Genomic DNA, 18,537 nt, shown 5'->3' with positions numbered 1-18,537 from the left:
GTAAATGACAGCATGCTGTCATGTCCGACAAGCTAGCGATACGACAGCATGCTGTCAAGAAGGCCTGCGACGCCTACAACGACCTGATGGACGAGGTCATCCGGCTCTCCGACGTCCTGGAAGCAGTCGGCAACGGCATCGCCCGCCCCACCGGCCTGAGTGTCGCGCGGTACCAAGTGCTGGCCGCGGTCGAAGCGGAACCCGCCCCGGTCGGGACCATCGCCACGCAGCTGGGCCACACGAGACAAAGCGTCCAACGAGTCGCCGACCTGCTCGTCGACGACGACCTGGCCAGCTACCGCCCGAATCCCGCGCACCAACGCGCCAAACTGCTCGAGGTCACCCCGACCGGCCGCGCCGCTTTGCACCGAATGCAAGCGGCGTACGACGATCTGGCCCTGCGCACCACCGACGGCCTAGACCTGGCACGGCTGGAATTGGCCCGGCAGACGCTCATCGAACTGCAGCACCGATTGAAGACCGAACTGCCCTCGGTCAACTGAAGTCGGCGATATGGACGACCCAGAACGACGCCACGAAACCCTGGGCAAAAAGTTGAAGTGGGCGACCTTTTCGCGGCTGGCCGCCCACTTCACATTAACAGCTCATCTCGTGACAAACCTGCCCGCAGCGGACGTCACGTCAGATGACCCTTGACACTAGTTTTCCATTGGTAGATGTCGCTGCACGGTGCGCACCTGCCGGCGGTGTCGGGGACCGCAAGAGTGAGCAGCTTGAGTCATCCTGAGCAACATGGATCAAGCTGGAGAAATTTCCACTGGCAGTCACACCGGAACCTCAACCGAGCCGAAAATAATTAACTATCATGCTAGAAGAACTTTAAAATCGTGACTTCGTCATCATCAGGGTTATTGCGAACAAGTACTTGACCGTTATTTGCCCAGACTTCCTCCAAGTATGCGTACACCTGGAGAGCCCTGTTAATTGTGTCGGTCTTGGAATCGCCGGTAATATTGACCGCCTTCTCCAGCGCACGAGAAGCGCGAGGCGCCAGATTGACCGTCACTCGTTCGAGGCCGCCGCCACCACCGCTCTTGCCTTCTGGCGGTTGCTTACCTGGCCCAGCCTTCGACCTCAAGGTCTCTTCTTGAACATCTTCGTCGACCGTTCCAGCCATCACGTTGTCACCCTTCATTCTGCGGAATCGACTCCCCTGCAAACAGGAGCGAACCGTCATCGCCTTTGCCGGAAATTCCCTCGATTTCCGACAGGCGGAATTGTCGCCGCACAAGCGACTATCTCTGCAGCATGCTGCACCAGCCCTCGCTCGGGCGCAGCTCGACCGCAGCACGCCGCACAACCCCGCCCAACCGGGGTCGCGAACGCTCATAGTTCTCCTCAGCTGCAGCTATCCACTGTTACTCTTCCGTTACCACTTGCGCCCCTGATCGCCCCTATCGGGGCGTTCCAGCAGGATTCTCACTCCACAAGATCTGCCAGTCATCTTGCGTTCCCTGACACTGAGTTGTCAACCCAAGATACATACAAGAGCTGCATATGAGACGTAGGAACCGACCTTCGTCTCTTCCATGCTAGAGCTCGACCTTCCGCTGCCCGCATGGGGCCTGAACGACGCGGAGAGCGCGTCCGAGCGCCTCGGGCAAGCCGATCGGAGACCCCCAAAAGAGTGACTTTGAGTAATTAGTGAATACAGCAAGTGTTGACAATCTGTTGACAAATTGTGCCAAATAGGGCCCGTTATTGATCATCTAATTGTACCGGTCAGTAGCTTATCGAATTTGGTCTAGTCCACTGAGAACCAGCTGAAGCTGGCACATCTTGCCAGGTAGAGGCAACGACGAACGGCGACAACGTTGACATCTACAGCCGTCGAAAATTGCTTTCGGCACGCCGCCTACCCGATTTGATACTTGTCCGCCAGGCATGGCACGATCGGGTAGCCCGCAATCTCCACTGCCGGGCACTCTGGGCAGGCGGCAGTCGTTACGACTGCAGAGACAAGGCGGGGCGGAGATCTTGATGGCTGGCTGCATGACGCGTCCGACGAACCCTGGTACAGCCTTTGACCTGACGTAAACCGTCAGTTATGCAGGCATGACCATGACATCACCCACACGACTGGTAGCCTCGATCGTCGGAAGCTCGGGTCGGCTGCCGCATGGCCCTCGCGCTGCACCAAGTTCCATCCGGGCACCAAGCGCCCGGACATGCTCACCGAGACGCAGAAAGGCGAACGCCTGTGGCTGAAGAGGTAGTGCGCAAGACGGAGCTGAAGCAGCTCCCCACCGACCGCGGGCAACACGCTGTCCCGCACGAAGGCGAGCGAATCCCCCTGCGACTCAGCGCGGAGGCCGGCTTCAGCAAGGGTGCGAACGGTACGGCTGCGTACGCGCGGGCGTCTGCCGAGGCGCTGGACGATGGGAAATTTGGCAGGCACCTCGGCTTGACGGTGCCGGTCCTGCTCGGAGCCGCCGTACCCGGTATCGCCGTCGCAGGGATCCTGGCGATCGCCTCGGCGGCTGCCTGGTTGATCGTCGCTGGTGGGATCGGAGTGATGGTGGTTCTGGCTCTCGTGCTGGTGATGGTGCGGAAGCCACACGACAACTGAGGCCCCAGGCAGTTGCGGTCGAGAAGTCTGACCGAACCAGCCTTCCTGAACAACTGCGAGCGGGCCGCTCGGGGCCCGCTTGCAGTTGCCGTTCCCGACCAAGCGGGAGCGGGCACGGCTGAGACTGGACCAGCCGCAGGCAGCACGCAATACTAAGAACCCGGTGCCTGAGAAAACGAAGGTACCAGCGAGAATGGTGGACCTGAGGGGAATCGAACCCCTGACCCCCGCCTTGCAAAGGCGGTGCTCTACCAATTGAGCTACAGGCCCAGTGCGGACCGGGGTCCGCGAGTGTGGGTCAGTTGCGGGACGCGTCCGCGGCCTTGGCCGGCGCGCTGCCGTTCGCCGACGGGGCGGCAGGCGTGGTGGCCTCACGCCACAGGTCAGCCTCGGCCTTGGCGGCCTTGTTCCGCTTGACGACGAACAGGACGCCGCCCGCGACGACCGCGAGTGCCAACAGCTTCTTCACCTGAAGCCCCCTTCTGAGTGCTTGCGCTACCCCTCGATGCTACCGGACCCGCCGTGCGTCCCGTCCGGCGGTTCCGTCTCTCGTTCCACGTGGAACACCGGGAATATCCGGAGTGATCGATCCGTTGAACCAGACGGTCCCAGTGACCGCGCATCACTCAGCCCTGCCGGTCCTTCTCTTCCCGGCAGGGCTGACTCGTCTCCCCGAGCCGCGCACGGGTGCCGGCGAGACCCGATTCGACCAGGTCAGGCCGGTCGTTCTCCAGTCCGTACGTCACCTCGTACCACGGGCCCAGCTGGTTCCACGCCCCCGCGCGCCGACGCAGTTCGGGCGTGACCTCGTACTCCGCGGAGAACGCCGCCACGCACTCTGCCGACGTCCAGAACAGCAGCCACGCCAGATCCCGGGCAGGGTCGCCGATCGACACGTCGGACCAGTCGATCACTCCGCTCAACTGGCCGTCCTGCTTGAGCAGGTGCTCGGGCCCGAGATCTCCGTGCACCACGGTGTTTGCTGGATAATCCTCGGCCTCTGCCAGCAAAGCGCGAGCGCGATCTGCCAGCGGACCGAGCAACGGCGGAACGGCGTCGAGGGCCAGATCTTCCGGCCCCGCACCAAGTTCGCGTGCCTTGGATACGTCCGCGTTGTGCAACGCGCGGAGGAATCGGCCGAGCGCGCGGCCGTCGTCAGCGGTCAGTTCGCCCGGCTCGCCTGGCACCAGTTCGTGCCGCACGACCAGCGGATTTTCCTGCCACACAACGGGAACCGGCACCGCCAACGGCAGCTGCGGAGCCAGCCACGGCAGCACCGTTGTCTCCCGAAGCAGCCAAGCACGCACCTCGGCCCGCTTGGGCCGCCGCTCTACCCACCGTCCGTCGACAAGCGTCGCGACGCTGTCCCAACCCTCGCCCAAATCCTCGCCGGTCATGCCACACTGAACCAGGTCTTCCCGGCATCGGCCCAGGGAGTTTTCCGTGCCGCCACCCCGTTTGGCACCGCTGCTCGACCAGTTCGACTTCGCCCGCACCCGCCTCGCGAACCGCCTCACCGGTCCGTTCCTGGACAGCGGCGACGGCTCCGAAACACCGGTCAGCCCGATGACCGACGCCGAGTACCACTGGCCGCCGGTCCCCGGGCACTGGTCGGTGCGCCGCCGCGCCGACGGACCCGGACCGCGCGCGACGCACCTGGCCGGCACCGGCGAGTGGGGCCGCGACGCCGCGCCGTACCCGCAACCGGTGCCACCGCCGTTCACCACCATCGCCTGGCGGCTCAGCCATCTCAGCGAAATGCTCGCCCTCCGCGCCGACCACACCTCGGGCACGCACACCAAAACCCGCGACGACTACCCGATCGCCGGCGACGTCACGACCGCCGTCGCCGCTTTCGACGCCGGTGCGACAGCCTGGCGCGAAGCCTTGCTGACCGTCGACGACGCCGCGCTGGACACCGTCGGCTACTGCACCTACCCGCACGGCAGCGACGCCGAAAGCCCCTTCCTCGAGATCGTCTGGTGGGTCAACCAGGAAGTCCTGCACCACGGCGCGGAAATCGCCCTGCTGCGCGACCTGTACCGGCAGACCCGCTGATCACCCCGGAATCCCGGCGGCGAACGCGATCTCCGAAACCTTGTGGCGGTCAAGGGAAAGCGTGCTGAGCAGGTCCACGATCCGTTGCCGCTGCACGTCAGTCGGCTGGAAATACATCGGCAGCGCAAGCCTGCCCCGGACCTCCCCGAACTCCAGGTCGGCGATCACCGCCTCCCATCCGCCGCGACCGCGGTGCAGCCACCATCCCCGACGCCGAAGCACTGTCTCCGGAGAACCCTTCAACACAGCCAAATCCGTCGGCGACCACAGTTGCGGACTGCTGCTGAGCACTTCCCCCGCCAACCGGGCCACGCGCGAGTGATCGCCGGTCATTTCCCGCAGCAGCCACGGCACTTCCGAAGCCATCGCCTTGCCCCGGAGCAACGCCAACCCGATCTTCTTCAACGGCAAGTCCGCGCTCCGAGCGAGACCGACGATCTCCGAACGGTCCAGCTCAGTCCCAGTCTCCGCGAGCCCGACGTAAGCCCGAGCCCGCACCACCGGCTTGGCGGCGGAACGAGCGACCGCCGTATAAACCTCGACCGGGTCCCGCCCCATTTCCCGCCAGCGCAGCCGCGCCCACAACCGCACCAGCACCGACCGGTCGATCAGAAGTCGTTCCACCTCAACGGGATCGAGCTGCGCCGCGGTCAGCTTCACCAATCCCAGCACCCGGCTCTCCGCGGACCGCCCGCGAAGCAGCAACTCGGCGATGACGTCCGGCGTCGCCAATTCCGCGACGACACCGATCAACTGCCGCCGGACGACCTGGTCCCGTTCCCGAGGCAGCAACCGGACCGCGTCCGGCAAGCCGAGCAATCCGGACTCGAAGCTGTGCCGGAACGCTGCCCGCCGGACCTCGAAGCCCTCGGAGTTTCGCAAGCACGCCCACACTGTCGCCTCGCCGTGCACGGCGACCAGCGCATGCAGATAGCGCGCGAAAACTTCCGAACCCCGCCAGCGCTGCGAAATCCGCTGCAGCAGCGGCATGATCCGCGCCGCCTGCGCCAACGTCGTCCGCCGCAGCACCTCTTGTTCGGCCAGTTCCCGGACCGCCTCGACGTAGTCGGCAACCCGGACCGCCAGCGCCCGGTCGCTCAACGCACTGTCCGAAGAGCACAACAGCCGAACCGCCCGCTCCCGCAGGCGCCCGTCGCGATGCATCGAAGCCAGCACCAGCGCGACCAGCGGAGCGCGCTTCAGCTTCCGGTCCGTCACCCGGCCCATCACCGGTTCCTCGGAGCGCGACTGGCGGGAGTAGTAGTCGATCCGCAGCATCTCGCGCGCGGTCGCCGACTCGAGCCAGGCCGAGGTTTCGGCCAAGCCTTCGTAGTCGTCCCACTGCGCGGCGACCACGCCGAGGCTCAGCCGATAAAGGATCTCCGCCGGGGTCTGCATGCGGCTGATTCTGGCGACCGCACCGCCGGTCAGTCATCCGAAATACCAGAAGGCCGGTCCGCAGGAGCTGCGAACCGGCCTTCCGAGAAATGTGGGCCCACCAGGACTTGAACCTGGGACCTCTTCGTTATCAGCGAAGCGCTCTAACCGCCTGAGCTATGGGCCCGTCGAACGAGGAGTACTTTACCGGACTCCCCATCCGCACTTGCAACCGGGTTACTCCCGCTCGGACAGGGTGACTTCCAGCCCGCCCGCGAGGTCCGCCGACACGTTGTAGATGAACGCGCTCACCGTGGCCAGCGCGGACACCAGCACGATGTTGATCGCCCCGAGGATGGCCGCGATGCCGAACACGCGACCGGCGCTGATCAGCGGTTCCGGGGACGCGTTCGCGCCCTCGCCGCCGACCAGGGACGAGTACGTGCCGTTCAGCTTGTCCCACACGCCCATGCCGTCGAGCACCGTGTAGAGCACGCCGACCGCGACCAGCCAGACGAAGAACATCGCGACACCGAGCACCAGTGCCAGCTTCAGCACCGACCACGGGTCGAACCGCTTGATCTGCAGGCTCGCCCGTCGCGGGCCCCGGCCGGGACGGCGCAGCGCGCTCGGCGTCGGCCGGGTGCGGCCCGCGGGCGGCACGTCGTCCGCCGGCGGCGGTGCCTCGCCTCCGAAGAGCCGGGGCGCCGCCGAGCCGGTCACCGGGTAGTCGTTCTCGGCCGCGGCCGGTTCCGGAGCCGCGGTGGGCACGTCCTCGGTCGCGATCCGCGCCGTGGCCATGGCCTCGGAGTCGCCGCCGCCGTCCTTGGCGGTGCGCTGCCAGGGCGGGTTGGCCGACGCGTCGTCGGCCTTGTCGGATGGTGCCACGTTGAGTCAGTCCTTACCCGTGCGTGGGGCGCCGATCACTGCTCCGGCGCCGTGCCGTCTTCTGCTGTGGGCTCCTCTGGCGTAGCCTCGGCCGCTTCCTCCGAAACCGTTTCAGAAGCCACAACTTCCGAAACCTCGGAACCGTCCTCGGCGGAGTCCTCGCCACCATTGGCGACGTCCGACCCCTCGTCCGCGTTGCGTGCGACCGCGAGAAGAGTGGTTCCGTCACCCAGGTTCATCAGCCGAACGCCCTTGGTCTGCCTGCCCGCCTTGCGCACGTCCCGCGCCGGCGTGCGGATGACCCCGCCGCTGGACGTGATGGCGAACAGCTCGTCGTCCTCGTCGACGATGAGTGCCCCCACCAGCCTGCCACGTTTGCTGTCGTGCTGAATGGTGAGCACGCCCTTGCCGCCGCGGCCCTGTACCGGATAGTCCTCGATCGGCGTCCGCTTCGCATACGCGCCGTCCGTGGCGACCAGCAGGAACTTGTCCGGTTTGACCACGCTGATGCCGAGCAGTTCGTCACCCTCGTTGAACCGCATGCCCAGCACGCCCGAGGTCGGCCGGCCCATCGGGCGCAGCGCCTCGTCGGTCGCGTGGAAGCGGATCGACTGGCCGCCCGCGGACACCAGCAGCAGGTCGTCCTCGGCCGCCGCCAGCACCGCGCCCATCAGCTCGTCGCCCTCGCGCAGGTTGATCGCGATGAGGCCGCCCGCGCGGTTGGAGTCGAAGTCGGTGAGCTTCGTCTTCTTCACCAGGCCGCGCTGCGTGGCGAGCACCAGGTACGGCGCGACCTCGTAGTTCGGGATCTCGATGACCTGGGCGATCTGCTCGTCCGGCTGGAACGCGAGCAGGTTCGCCACGTGCTGGCCGCGCGCGTTGCGGTTGGCCTCGGGCAGGTCGTAGGCCTTCGCCCGGTACACCCGGCCCTTGTTCGTGAAGAACAGGATCCAGTCGTGCGTGGAGCACACGAAGAAGTGCTGGACGATGTCGTCCTGCTTCAGCGTCGCGCCCTGCACGCCCTTGCCGCCGCGCTTCTGCGACCGGTACAGATCGGTTTTCGTCCGCTTGGCGTAGCCCGTGCGGGTGATGGTGACGACGACGTCTTCCTGCGCGATCAGGTCCTCGACCGACACGTCGCCGTCGAACGGGATGATCTGCGTGCGCCGCTCGTCGCCGTACTTGTCGACGATCTCCATCAGCTCGTCGCGGATGATCGACCGCTGCCGCTCCGGCTTCGCGAGGATGTCCTTGAGGTCGGCGATCTCCAGCTCGATCTCGGCCAGGGTGTCGATGATCCGCTGGCGCTCCAGTGCGGCCAGCCGGCGCAGCTGCATGTCCAGGATCGCGGTGGCCTGGATCTCGTCGATCTCGAGCAGCGACATCAGGCCCGGCCGGGCCTCGTCCGCCGAGGGCGACCGCCGGATCAGGGCGATCACCTCGTCCAGCATGTCGAGCGCCTTGACCAGACCGCGCAGGATGTGGGCCCGTTCCTCGGCCTTGCGCAGCCGGTACCGGGTGCGCCGCACGATCACGTCGACCTGGTGCTTCACGTAGTGCCGGATGATCTGGTCGAGCCGCAGCGTGCGCGGCACGTCGTCGACCAGCGCCAGCATGTTCACGCCGAAGTTCTGCTGCAGCTGGGTGTGCTTGAACAGGTTGTTCAGCACCACCTTCGCCACCGCGTCGCGCTTGATCGTGACGACGATCCGCATGCCGGAGCGGCTGTTGGACTCGTCCGCGATGTCCGAGATCCCGGTGATCTTGCCGTCGCGCACCAGGTGCGCGATGTTCTCCACCAGGTTGTCCGGGTTGACCTGGTACGGCAGCTCGGACACGACCAGGATGGTGCGGCCCTTGGCGTCCTCTTCGACCTCGACGACCGCGCGCATCCGGATCGAACCGCGGCCGGTGCGGTAGGCGTCCTCGATGCCCGAGGTGCCGAGGATCATCGCCTTGGTCGGGAAGTCCGGGCCCTTGACCCGCACGAGCAGCGCGGCGAGCAGCTCGTCGTCGGTCGCCTCGGGGTTCTCCAGCGCCCACACGACGCCTTCGGACACCTCGCGCAGGTTGTGCGGCGGGATGTTCGTCGCCATCCCGACCGCGATCCCGGAACCGCCGTTGACCAGCAGGTTCGGGAACCGCGACGGCAGCACGTCGGGCTCTTGCGTGCGCCCGTCGTAGTTGTCGCGGAAATCGACGGTGTCCTCTTCGATGTCCGCGAGCATCTGCATCGCGAGCGGCGCGAGCCGGGACTCGGTGTACCGCATCGCGGCGGCGGGGTCGTTGCCCGACGAGCCGAAGTTGCCCTGGCCGTCGATCAGCGGGTAGCGCAGCGACCACGGCTGGGCGAGCCGCACGAGCGCGTCGTAGATCGCCGAGTCGCCGTGCGGGTGGTAGTTGCCCATGACGTCGCCGACGACGCGGGAGCACTTGTTGTACCCGCGGTCCGGGCGGAACCCGGAGTCGAACATCGAGTACAGGATCCGGCGCGCCACCGGCTTGAGGCCGTCGCGCACGTCCGGCAGCGCCCGCGACACGATGACGCTCATCGCGTAGTCGATGTAGGAGCGCTGCATCTCCTGCTGGATGTCGACCGGTTCGATCCGGTCGTGTTCCGGCGGCAAGGTTTCCGTCATGGGGTCCTTCTCGGTGAGCAGTCCTGGGGAAGTGAGTTACGGGGGACGCCTACACGTCCAGGAAGCGCACGTCCTTGGCGTTGCGCGTGATGAACGAGCGGCGGGCTTCCACGTCCTCGCCCATCAGCACGGAGAACAGTTCGTCGGCCTGTGCCGCGTCGTCGAGGGTGACCTGCCCGAGCAGCCGGTTGCTCGGGTCCATCGTGGTCTCCCACAGCTCGTCGGCGTTCATCTCGCCGAGACCCTTGTACCGCTGGATCGCGTCGTCCTTCGGGAGACGGCGGCCGGACTCGACGCCCGCCTGGATGACCGCGTCGCGTTCCTTGTCCGAGTACGCGTACTCCGGCTCCGCCCGCGGCCACTTGATCTTGTACAGCGGCGGCCGCGACAGGAACACGTGGCCGTGCTCGATCAGCGGCGTCATGAAGCGGAACAGCAGGGTGAGCAGCAACGTGGTGATGTGCTGGCCGTCGACGTCGGCGTCGGCCATCAGCACGATCTTGTGATAGCGCAGCTTCGAGATGTCGAAGTCGTCGTGGATGCCGGTGCCGAGCGCGGTGATCAGCGACTGGACCTCGGTGTTCTTGAGGACGCGGTCGATGCGTGCCTTCTCGACGTTGATGATCTTGCCCCGGATCGGCAGGATCGCCTGGTACATCGAGTCGCGGCCCTCCTTGGCCGAACCGCCCGCCGAGTCGCCCTCCACGATGTAGAGCTCGCACTCGCCGGGGTCGTTCGACCGGCAGTCCTTGAGCTTGCCCGGAAGACCGCCGATCTCCAGCGCGCCCTTGCGCCGCACCAGGTCGCGCGCCTTGCGGGCGGCGAGGCGGGCCTGCGCCGACGAGATCGACTTGTTGATGATCGTCTTGGCTTCGCTCGGGTTGCGCTCGAACCAGTCGCCGAGCCATTCGTTCGACTGCTGCTGCACGAACGTCTTGGCCTCGCTGTTGCCCAGCTTGGTCTTGGTCTGGCCCTCGAACTGCGGTTCGGACAGCTTGATCGACACGATCGCGGCGAGCCCCTCGCGCACGTCGTCGCCGGTCAGGTTCGCGTCCTTCTCCTTGAGCAGCTTCTTCTCGCGCGCGTACGCGTTGACCACGCGGGTGAGCGCGGCGCGGAAGCCCTCTTCGTGCGTGCCGCCCTCGTGCGTGTTGATCGTGTTGGCGAAGGTGTACACCGACGGCGTGAACCCGGTGTTCCACTGCATCGCGACCTCGACCTCGAGGCCGGCTCCCTTGGCGTCGAAGGAGATGACGCTCTCGTGGATCGGGTCCTTGGGGCCGTTGATGTGCTTGACGAAGTCCTCGAGCCCGCCCGGGTAGCAGTAGACCTTTTCCTTGACCCTGGCCTGCTTGCCCTCGGCGTCCGCTTCGGTCTCCTCGTCGGCGACGCGCTCGTCGCGCAGCGACAGGGTGAGGCCCTTGTTGAGGAACGCCATCTCCTGCAGCCGGCGCGAGATGGTCTCGAAGTTGTAGGTGGTGGTCTCGAAGATGCCGCCGTCGGCCCAGAACGTGATGGTGGTGCCGGTGTCGGTGGCCGGGCCGAGGTCCTCGAGCGGGCCGGGCACCTGGTTCGTGTACTCCTGGCGCCAGCTGCGGCCGCCGACCTTGATCTCCGCGAGCAGCTTCGTGGAGAGCGCGTTCACCACGGAGACGCCGACGCCGTGCAGACCGCCGGACACCGCGTAGGAGTCGCTGTCGAACTTGCCGCCCGCGTGCAGGATGGTGAGCACGACCTCGAGGGTCGGCTTCTGCTCCTTGGGGTGGATGTCGACCGGGATGCCGCGGCCGTCGTCGACTACCCGCACCCCGCCGTCGGCGAGGAGAGTAACCTCTACCTTGGTGGCGTACCCCGCCATCGCCTCGTCCACGGAGTTGTCCACCACCTCCTGGACCAGGTGGTGGAGACCGCGCTCACCGGTGGAACCGATGTACATGCCGGGGCGCTTGCGAACCGCTTCGAGGCCTTCGAGCACGGTGATGGACGACGCGTTGTACTCGCTCTTGTTCTCGGTCACCGGCGTTGTTTCTCCTCGTCTCGCCCGAGCGGACGCCCGCTACTACAACAGTGTACTTGGCCGCGCGCGCTCACATGCGGCAAGGACACCTCTCAGTCTGTCGCAGAGGCACGAAATCACCCTCAGGCGAGTCAGGTCGTATCCGAACCGGCGCGACCCGGTTCTCGGGGCAATGACCCGCCCGACCGCAACCCCCGTCAGCCGTACGTGTCACGCGGTCCGCGGCCAGGCACGTGCCGGGGTCCTTTCCGCCAGCTCGGAGCGGTCGGACCCTGGATCCGCATCCGCTTCACGACGCCGTTGCCGACGCCCGCGGCGATCTTCGCCAGCAACTTGCCCTGCAGCAACCGCAACTGCGTCGCCCACGCGGTGGAACTCGCGCGAACGGTCAGCTCGCCGTCTTTGAGCGCGATCGGCTGGGCGTGTTCGGCGACGTCCTCGCCCACGAGCCGGGCCCACTGCCCGAACACGCGCGCGTTGGTCACGGTGCCCTGCCAGCCGCTGTCGGAGACCAGCCTCGACACGAGCCGGCCGAGCGGCTGGGGGTCGCGCGGATCCGCGCCGGGACCGGACCACCGCCTGCGTGCTCGGTTCTGTCCGCCACCCCCGGTGATCCGGCCGCGGCGGAGGTTCGGCGGGGCACCGCGCTCGCGGGCTTTCGCCTTCGCCGCTTCGAGCGCGGCGTGCGCGAGGTCGCGACCGCTCGGAGCGTCCGCAGCGGGCGTCTCGTTCGGCCCAGTGGAACTGTCACGCTCAGTCGCGCCACGCGCGGGATTCCGGGGGGCGTCGTCCGCTTTCGAGGTGTCAAGACGGCCATCCGGCCGGTTCGTCACGCGCGGCGATAACGCGGCTCCGGGTTTATCCACACTGTCCACAGGTTTGTCCCCAGATCGGTGGGCAACTCGCGTGACCCCGGTCACCCGGCGTGGTCGTTGTGGCTGTTCAGGCACGGTTCACCTCCCCGTCGGCCACCGTGAACCTCGCACCGGCGAGCTCAGCGGGCACGTCCTCGGCCACCGCCGCGGTGATGAGCACCTGCTCGGCGCACGCGGAGACCTCGGCCAGCCGGGCCCGGCGCTTGCGGTCGAGTTCGGCAAAGACATCGTCCAGCAACAACACCGGTTCGCCCGCTTCGGCACGCAGAAGCTCGTAACTTCCGAGCCGCAAAGCGAGCGCGAACGACCACGACTCGCCGTGGCTCGCGTACCCCTTCGCCGGGAGTTCGCCGAGGATCAGCTCCAGTTCGTCCCGATGCGGGCCGACGAGACTGATGCCTCGCTCCAGTTCCTGCCGCCGTGAGTCGGCCAACGCCTTCAGCAATAGCTCGCGCAGTACCTCTGCGTCCGCACGCTCTCCGTCGGGCACGCCGTACGACGGCGGAAGCGCGTCGCCGAGCGAAGACTTGTACGCGATCTTCGCCGGGCGAGAGTCCGGTGCGACGCCCATATAAGCGTCAGCCGTGTACGGCGCGAGGTCCGCGATGAGGTTCAACCGTGCGGCCAGCAGCTGCGCGCCAGCCACCGAGAGATGGTCGTCCCACACGTCGAGCGTCGACAGTGCGTACGGATCTTCGCGACCAGTACGGCGTTTGCCCGCAGTCTTAAGAAGCGCGTTGCGCTGCTTAAGCACCTTCTCGTAGTCCGCGCGCACGCCTGCGTACCGAGGCGCGCGAAGCACGAGTAACTCGTCCATGAACCGACGGCGTTCGCTCGGATCGCCGCGCACGAGCGAGAGGTCCTCGGGAGAGAACAGCACCGTACGCAGAATGCCGAGCACGTCGCGCGGCTTGCCGACCGCGCCCCGATTCACGCGGGCACGGTTGGCGCGGCCAGGCGTGATCTCGAGTTCGACCGTCAGCTCGCGGTCTTCGTTGACGACCGCGACCCGGACGAGCGCGCGTTCACAGCCATGGCGGACGAGCGGGGCGTCCGTGGCGACCCGGTGCGAACCGAGGGTCGCCACGTAGCCGATCGCTTCGAGCAGGTTCGTCTTCCCCCGGCCGTTCTGGCCGACGAGCACGACCGGCCCCGGTTCGAGGGCGAGGTCGGCCAGCGGCCAGGACCGGAAGTCGGTGACCTGGAGATGTCGCAGATACACGGGCGGGGACCGCGGGAGCTAGCTCCCGGCCTTCTTCACCGCGTGGCCGCCGAACTGGTTGCGCAGCGCGGCGACGGCGCGCATCGCGGCGGAGTCCTTCTGCCGCGAGGAGAACCGGGCGAACAGCGCCGCCGACAGCACCGGGGCCGGAACCGCGTTGTTGACCGCTTCCTCCAGCGTCCAGCGGCCTTCGCCGGAGTCCTCGACGTAGCCTTCGAGGTCGTCCAGCTCCGGGTCCTCGTCCAGGGCGCGCACCAGCAGGTCGAGCAGCCAGGAGCGGACCACGGTGCCGCGCTGCCAGCCCTTGATCACGGCGGGCACGTCGTCGACGGTCTTCGCGGCTTCGAGCAGTTCGAAGCCCTCGGCGTAGGCCTGCATGATGCCGTACTCGATGCCGTTGTGGATCATCTTCGCGTAGTGCCCGGCGCCGACCGAGCCGGCGTGCGAGAAGCCTTCCTCGCGCGGGCCCTCCGGACGCAGCGCGTCGAAGATCGGCATCGCGCGCTGGACGTCCGACGCCGCGCCGCCGACCATCAGGCCGTAGCCGTTGTCCTTGCCCCACACGCCGCCGGAGACGCCGCAGTCGAGGTAGCCGACCCCGTGCGAGGCCAGCAGATCAGCGTTCAGCTTGTCGTCGGTGAACTTCGAGTTGCCGCCGTCGATCACCAGATCGCCCTCGGACAGCAGCTGCCCGAGCTCGGTGACGGTCTGCCGGGTCGGCTCCCCGGCCGGGACCATGATCCACACGATCCGGGGACCGGACAGCTTGGAGACCAGGTCTTCGAGCGAGGTCGAGTCGCTGACGTCCTGGTTGCGGTCGTAGCCGACCACCTCGTGCCCGGCGGCGCGCAGCCGCTCGCGCATGTTGAAGCCCATCTTGCCCAGGCCGACGAGACCCAGCTGAACCATGAGATCCCCTTTGGATTGGATCGGTTTTCCTCGGTTGGACGCGCCCGCTCAGCCCGGCAGCCGGACCGGCATGAGCAGGTAGAGATATCCGGGGACGACGTTGCCCTCGGCGTCGGCGGGCTTGATCAGCGCCGGCCGGTTGGGCGTGGTGAAGGTCAGCTCGGCCCGGTCGCTGTGCAGCGCGCCGAGCCCGTCGACGAGGTAGCCGGGGTTGAACGCGATGGTGACCGGCTCGCCCTCGTAGTCGACCTGCAGTTCCTCTTCGGCGCTGCCCTCGTCGTCGCCGCCCGCGGACAGCCGCAGGGAGCCGTCGCCGAACTCGAGCCGCACCTGGGTGCCGCGCTCGGCGACCAGCGACACGCGCTTGATCGACTCGGTGAGCGCGCTGACCTCGATGACCGCGCGCGAGGTGTGGTTCGCGGGCAGCAGCTGGCGGTACGGCGGGAACTCGGCGTCGAGCAGCCGGGTGGTCGTGTAGCGGCCCGCGCCGGACAGGCCGAGCAGGCCGTCGCCGGAAGCGAGCGCGAGCTGCACGGTGGTGCCCGCGCCGCCGAGCGTCTTGGCGGCCTCGGCGAGCGTGCGCGCCGGGACGAGCACCGCGGCGTCGGACAGGCCCTCGGCCGGCTTCCAGGTGAACTCGCGCATGGCGAGCCGGAACCGGTCGGTGGCGACGAGGGTGAGCGTCTCGCCGGAGATCTCCAGCCGCATGCCGGTGAGCATGGGGAGCGTGTCGTCCTTGCCGGCCGCGGTGGCGACCTGGGTGACCGCCTGGCCGAAGACGTCGCCGGTGAGCTCGCCCGCGTGGGCGGGCTGGGACGGCAGCTGCGGGTAGTCCTCGACCGGCATGGTCGGGAGGCTGAACCGGGCGCTGCCGCACGTGATGGTGGCGCGGGCGCCGTCGACGGAGATCTCCACCGGCTGCGCGGGCAGCGCCTTGGTGATGTCGGCGAGGAGGCGGCCGGAGACGAGCAGCCGTCCGCCGTCGGCGATGGTCGCGGGAACGCCGACCGTGGCCGAGACCTCGTAGTCGAAGCCGGAGACCGTGAGCGCGTCGGACTCCCCGTCCGCGCCCGCGTCGAGGAGGACGCCGCCCAGGACCGGCACCGGAGGCCGGGAGGGGAGGCTTCTGGCCACCCACGCGACGGCGTCGGCGAGCCCGTCGCGCTCGACGCGGATCTTCATGCGCGCTTCCTTTCGACAGCCGAGCCCCTCGGCTCGTGAAGGGGTCGCCGGGTACCGGTCGTGAGCACCGCGTGCGACCGGGTCCCCGCCGGTCCGGTCCGCCCCGCGCGGGAACGGACCAGCTGCAGACATCCACGTTAGGCCGTCGCCGGGGTCGCCGTCACCTCGGCCTCCCCTTCAGTTTGTCGACAAGACGACACGAATCTCGGCTTGTCCCCAGTTTCGTCCTCCGCCTGTTTTTGTTCTGTTCTTTCTTAGAAGAGATGAAAAACCAGTAGCAGTAATAGGGGCTGTGGATTGTGTGGACAGGGCTCGTTCGCGCTGGTCGTGGCGGGCGCGGGCCTGTGGGCAGCCCTGGTGGCGGATCGGTGGATGGTTCGGCCGATCCGTGGATGGTTTCGGGCGGTCCCCGATTCATCCACAGTCGGGCCCAGTTGTCCCCAGGGTTGTCCCCAGGTTGAGGGCGAGTTGTACCCAGGCTCTGGGGGTGGTCTGAGCGCTCGGGATCGCCCTGGTGAGTGACGAACCACAGCTGTGGATGACCTGTGGGCAACCTGGGGAATCAGCGTGGACAACCCTGGGGACAACCTGTGGATTCGGTGTGAGTGGGATGTGGATCAAATCCGGGTCGTCGCAGCTCCGGGATCTGTTGGCACTGTGGGCAAACTGCCCACACCCTGGGGAAAACCCCTTGTGTATCAATGAGTTTGAGAAATTTTGTGTACACAGGCTGTGGACGTCTGTGGATGCGTACGCGTGCTTCGCTCCTACGCCGCTCCGTACACACGCTTCAGCTGCGTACGGACGAGAACCGTCAGGGCAACAAAAAGGCCACCACGGGGGTCCGTGGTGGCCTCGAGCGTCGAAACAGGACTGTCTACAAGCGAGTGTCCAAACGCGGCAGTCGGCTACTGACGCGCGCGCTGCTTGATCCGCGACGTCAGCTCTTGCACCTGGTCGTAAATCCGCCTGCGCTCGGCCATCTCCTTGCGGATCTTCTTGTCCGCGTGCATGACGGTCGTGTGGTCGCGGCCGCCGAACGTCTGCCCGATCTTCGGCAGCGACATCTCGGTCAGCTCGCGGCAGAGGTACATCGCGATCTGGCGGGCGGTGGCGAGCGCCTTCGTCTTGCCGGGCCCGCACAGCTCGTCGAGCGTCACGTCGAAGAACTCGGCGGTGACGCCCATGATGGTCGGCGCGGTGATCTCCGGCGTGTGCGAGTCCGGGATCAGATCGCGCAGCACGATCTCGGCGAGCCCGGCTTCCACCGGCTGCTGGTTCAGCGACGCGAACGCGGTGACGCGGATCAGCGCACCCTCCAGCTCGCGGATGTTCGCCTCGACCCGCGACGCGATGAACTCCAGCACGTCGCCGGGCACCGCGAGCCGGTCCTGCGCCGCCTTCTTGCGGAGGATCGCGATCCGGGTTTCCAGCTCAGGCGGCTGGATGTCGGTGATCAGGCCCCATTCGAACCGCGTCCGCAGCCGGTCTTCCAGGGTTTCCAGCCGCTTGGGCGGCCGGTCGGAGCTGACCACGATCTGCTTGTTCTGGTTGTGCAGCGTGTTGAAGGTGTGGAAGAACTCCTCCTGGGTGCCTTCCTTGCCCTCCAGGAACTGGATGTCGTCCACCAGCAGGATGTCGACGTCGCGGTAGCGCCGCTGGAAGGCGACCTTGCGGTCGTCGCGCAGCGAGTTGATGAAGTCGTTCGTGAACTCTTCGGTCGAGACGTACCGCACGCGCATGCCGGGGAACAGCCGCTGCGCGTAGTGCCCGACGGCGTGCAGCAGGTGCGTCTTGCCGAGGCCGGACTCGCCCCAGATGAACAGCGGGTTGTACGCGCGGGCCGGAGCCTCGGCCACGGCGACCGCGGCGGCGTGCGCGAAGCGGTTGGACGCGCCGATGACGAAGGTGTCGAAGTTGTACTTCTCGTTCAGCTTCGTCTTGGACGTCTGCGGCTGCGCGGGCGCGGTGTAGGGCTGGCCCGCGATCGGCTGCCCGGCGAACCGGGGCCAGATCTCGTTGGCGGTCGCCAGCGCTTCGCCCTCTTCGTCGACTTCTTCGTCCGGGTCCTCGATGTCGTCAAGGCCGGGGTGGGACGGGTGCAGCGGCTGCTGCTGAGGCGGGGGCGGCGGCGGGTCGACCCGCGCCGGCGGAAGACCGGCGGCTTCGACCTGCGGCCGTCGCGGCGGCGGTTTCGGCTTCGGGCGCTCCGGGCGCACGTGGTCGGCCTGGCCGTTCCCCGTGTGCGGGCTCGCGGGCTGTGCCGGCATCGGCGCCGGCATCGGCTCCGGATGCGGGACATCGTTTTCCACCCGGGCGGGTGACGCCGCATAACGGGGTACCGGCGCCACCGGTTCGGTGCTGTCGACCTTCACCGCGAGCGACACGGGACGGCCGAGCCGGCGGGACAGCGCTTCGGTGATCGAGGTGCGCAGCGCGCGTTCGATGGCTTCCTTCGCGAAGTCGCTCGGCGCGGCGAGCAGCGCGGTGCCGTCGAGGAGACCGATCGGGCGGGTCACCCGCATCCAGGCTCGCTGCTGCGGGGAGAGGGTGCCGTCGGACAGCTCCCGCACCACCTGCTCCCAGATGACGCCCAGATTGTGCTGGTGCTCCGACACCGGTCTGACTCCCCTCCCCTCGTCGGCGCGCACGCCTCGGACCCACCCCGAGCACGTCCTGGAAGCTCGCCTCGAAGCACGCGGTCCGGACTCACCCGCGCGACGGCACAGCGATATCCACAAAGTTGTCCACAGCTGTGCACTAATGTACGGCCGTCCGCA

At 67.3% G+C, this 18,537-nt stretch carries 15 protein-coding genes and 2 tRNA genes; 3 read left to right on the top strand and 14 right to left on the bottom strand.

What is annotated here, in order from left to right:
* Positions 1–20: 20 nt before the first annotated feature.
* On the top strand, positions 21–503 hold the full coding sequence (locus ABZX37_RS04500) for a MarR family transcriptional regulator (RefSeq protein WP_354735914.1): 483 nt from the start codon (positions 21–23) through the stop codon (positions 501–503).
* Between the two features lie 326 nt (positions 504–829).
* Here ABZX37_RS04500 and ABZX37_RS04495 read toward each other — a convergent pair whose 3' ends face one another.
* The gene (locus ABZX37_RS04495) at positions 830–1,156 is read right to left on the bottom strand and encodes a hypothetical protein (RefSeq protein ID WP_354735912.1); all 327 of its coding nucleotides are present in this window, start codon (positions 1,154–1,156) and stop codon (positions 830–832) included.
* A gap of 1,080 nt (positions 1,157–2,236) precedes the next feature.
* Between ABZX37_RS04495 and ABZX37_RS04490 the strand changes: the two genes are divergently transcribed.
* On the top strand, positions 2,237–2,590 hold the full coding sequence (locus ABZX37_RS04490; RefSeq protein ID WP_354735910.1) for a hypothetical protein: 354 nt from the start codon (positions 2,237–2,239) through the stop codon (positions 2,588–2,590).
* A 194-nt stretch (positions 2,591–2,784) separates the two neighbouring features.
* Here the strand turns inward: ABZX37_RS04490 and ABZX37_RS04485 are convergent.
* The 3 genes from ABZX37_RS04485 to ABZX37_RS04475 form a co-directional block, all read right to left on the bottom strand.
* Positions 2,785–2,860 (bottom strand) — tRNA-Ala (locus tag ABZX37_RS04485).
* A 28-nt stretch (positions 2,861–2,888) separates the two neighbouring features.
* On the bottom strand, positions 2,889–3,059 hold the full coding sequence (locus ABZX37_RS04480; RefSeq protein WP_020663676.1) for a DLW-39 family protein: 171 nt from the start codon (positions 3,057–3,059) through the stop codon (positions 2,889–2,891).
* 157 nt (positions 3,060–3,216) lie between these two features.
* The gene (locus ABZX37_RS04475) at positions 3,217–3,987 is read right to left on the bottom strand and encodes a phosphotransferase (RefSeq protein WP_354735908.1); all 771 of its coding nucleotides are present in this window, start codon (positions 3,985–3,987) and stop codon (positions 3,217–3,219) included.
* A gap of 46 nt (positions 3,988–4,033) precedes the next feature.
* Here ABZX37_RS04475 and ABZX37_RS04470 point away from each other — a divergent pair, with 46 nt between their 5' ends.
* Positions 4,034–4,648: a DinB family protein gene (locus ABZX37_RS04470; RefSeq protein ID WP_354735906.1), complete on the top strand. Its 615-nt coding sequence runs from the start codon at positions 4,034–4,036 to the stop codon at positions 4,646–4,648.
* On the opposite strand, the gene ABZX37_RS04465 is transcribed toward ABZX37_RS04470, so the two are convergent.
* From ABZX37_RS04465 to dnaA, 10 genes are all read right to left on the bottom strand, one after another.
* Positions 4,649–6,046: a hypothetical protein gene (locus tag ABZX37_RS04465; RefSeq protein WP_354735904.1), complete on the bottom strand. Its 1,398-nt coding sequence runs from the start codon at positions 6,044–6,046 to the stop codon at positions 4,649–4,651. It abuts the gene before it with no gap.
* Positions 6,047–6,138: 92 nt separating this feature from the next.
* Positions 6,139–6,212, bottom strand: a tRNA-Ile gene (locus ABZX37_RS04460).
* A gap of 50 nt (positions 6,213–6,262) precedes the next feature.
* A complete protein-coding gene (locus ABZX37_RS04455) occupies positions 6,263–6,913 on the bottom strand; it encodes a DUF3566 domain-containing protein (RefSeq protein ID WP_344282393.1) in 651 nt (216 codons plus the stop codon).
* A 35-nt stretch (positions 6,914–6,948) separates the two neighbouring features.
* Positions 6,949–9,552 (bottom strand): DNA gyrase subunit A, encoded by a 2,604-nt coding sequence (gene gyrA, locus ABZX37_RS04450; RefSeq protein ID WP_354735902.1) that lies wholly within the window; start codon positions 9,550–9,552, stop codon positions 6,949–6,951.
* A 49-nt stretch (positions 9,553–9,601) separates the two neighbouring features.
* Positions 9,602–11,569, bottom strand: a complete 1,968-nt coding sequence (gene gyrB / locus ABZX37_RS04445) for a DNA topoisomerase (ATP-hydrolyzing) subunit B (RefSeq protein WP_354735900.1) — start codon at positions 11,567–11,569, stop codon at positions 9,602–9,604.
* Between the two features lie 197 nt (positions 11,570–11,766).
* Positions 11,767–12,402, bottom strand: a complete 636-nt coding sequence (locus tag ABZX37_RS04440) for a DciA family protein (RefSeq protein WP_354736205.1) — start codon at positions 12,400–12,402, stop codon at positions 11,767–11,769.
* A 109-nt stretch (positions 12,403–12,511) separates the two neighbouring features.
* Positions 12,512–13,666, bottom strand: coding sequence for a DNA replication/repair protein RecF (gene recF / locus ABZX37_RS04435; protein ID WP_354735898.1), 1,155 nt, complete (start codon positions 13,664–13,666; stop codon positions 12,512–12,514).
* Between the two features lie 18 nt (positions 13,667–13,684).
* Entirely contained in the window at positions 13,685–14,575 is an 891-nt protein-coding gene (gnd, locus tag ABZX37_RS04430) for a phosphogluconate dehydrogenase (NAD(+)-dependent, decarboxylating) (protein WP_354735896.1), read from the bottom strand.
* A 48-nt stretch (positions 14,576–14,623) separates the two neighbouring features.
* Positions 14,624–15,757 (bottom strand): DNA polymerase III subunit beta, encoded by a 1,134-nt coding sequence (gene dnaN / locus ABZX37_RS04425; protein ID WP_037809143.1) that lies wholly within the window; start codon positions 15,755–15,757, stop codon positions 14,624–14,626.
* 908 nt (positions 15,758–16,665) lie between these two features.
* Entirely contained in the window at positions 16,666–18,375 is a 1,710-nt protein-coding gene (gene dnaA, locus ABZX37_RS04420; protein WP_354735893.1) for a chromosomal replication initiator protein DnaA, read from the bottom strand.
* Between the last annotated feature and the right edge of the window lie 162 nt (positions 18,376–18,537).

It is taken from the genome of Amycolatopsis sp. NPDC004079, assembly GCF_040610415.1.
GTDB lineage: Bacteria > Actinomycetota > Actinomycetes > Mycobacteriales > Pseudonocardiaceae > Amycolatopsis > Amycolatopsis halotolerans.
The sequence above is the reverse complement of the archived record's forward strand: the minus strand, read 5'-3'. Positions and strand labels throughout refer to the sequence as shown.

What these genes read in the sequence shown, in the direction of transcription:
- ABZX37_RS04500 (WP_354735914.1), top strand. Translation starts at nt 21, where the DNA reads ATGTCCGACAAGCTAGCGATACGACAGCATGCTGTCAAGAAGGCCTGC.
- ABZX37_RS04495 (WP_354735912.1), bottom strand. Translation starts at nt 1,156, where the DNA reads ATGAAGGGTGACAACGTGATGGCTGGAACGGTCGACGAAGATGTTCAA.
- ABZX37_RS04475 (WP_354735908.1), bottom strand. Translation starts at nt 3,987, where the DNA reads ATGACCGGCGAGGATTTGGGCGAGGGTTGGGACAGCGTCGCGACGCTT.
- ABZX37_RS04465 (WP_354735904.1), bottom strand. Translation starts at nt 6,046, where the DNA reads ATGCAGACCCCGGCGGAGATCCTTTATCGGCTGAGCCTCGGCGTGGTC.
- gyrA (WP_354735902.1), bottom strand. Translation starts at nt 9,552, where the DNA reads ATGACGGAAACCTTGCCGCCGGAACACGACCGGATCGAACCGGTCGAC.
- gnd (WP_354735896.1), bottom strand. Translation starts at nt 14,575, where the DNA reads ATGGTTCAGCTGGGTCTCGTCGGCCTGGGCAAGATGGGCTTCAACATG.
- dnaN (WP_037809143.1), bottom strand. Translation starts at nt 15,757, where the DNA reads ATGAAGATCCGCGTCGAGCGCGACGGGCTCGCCGACGCCGTCGCGTGG.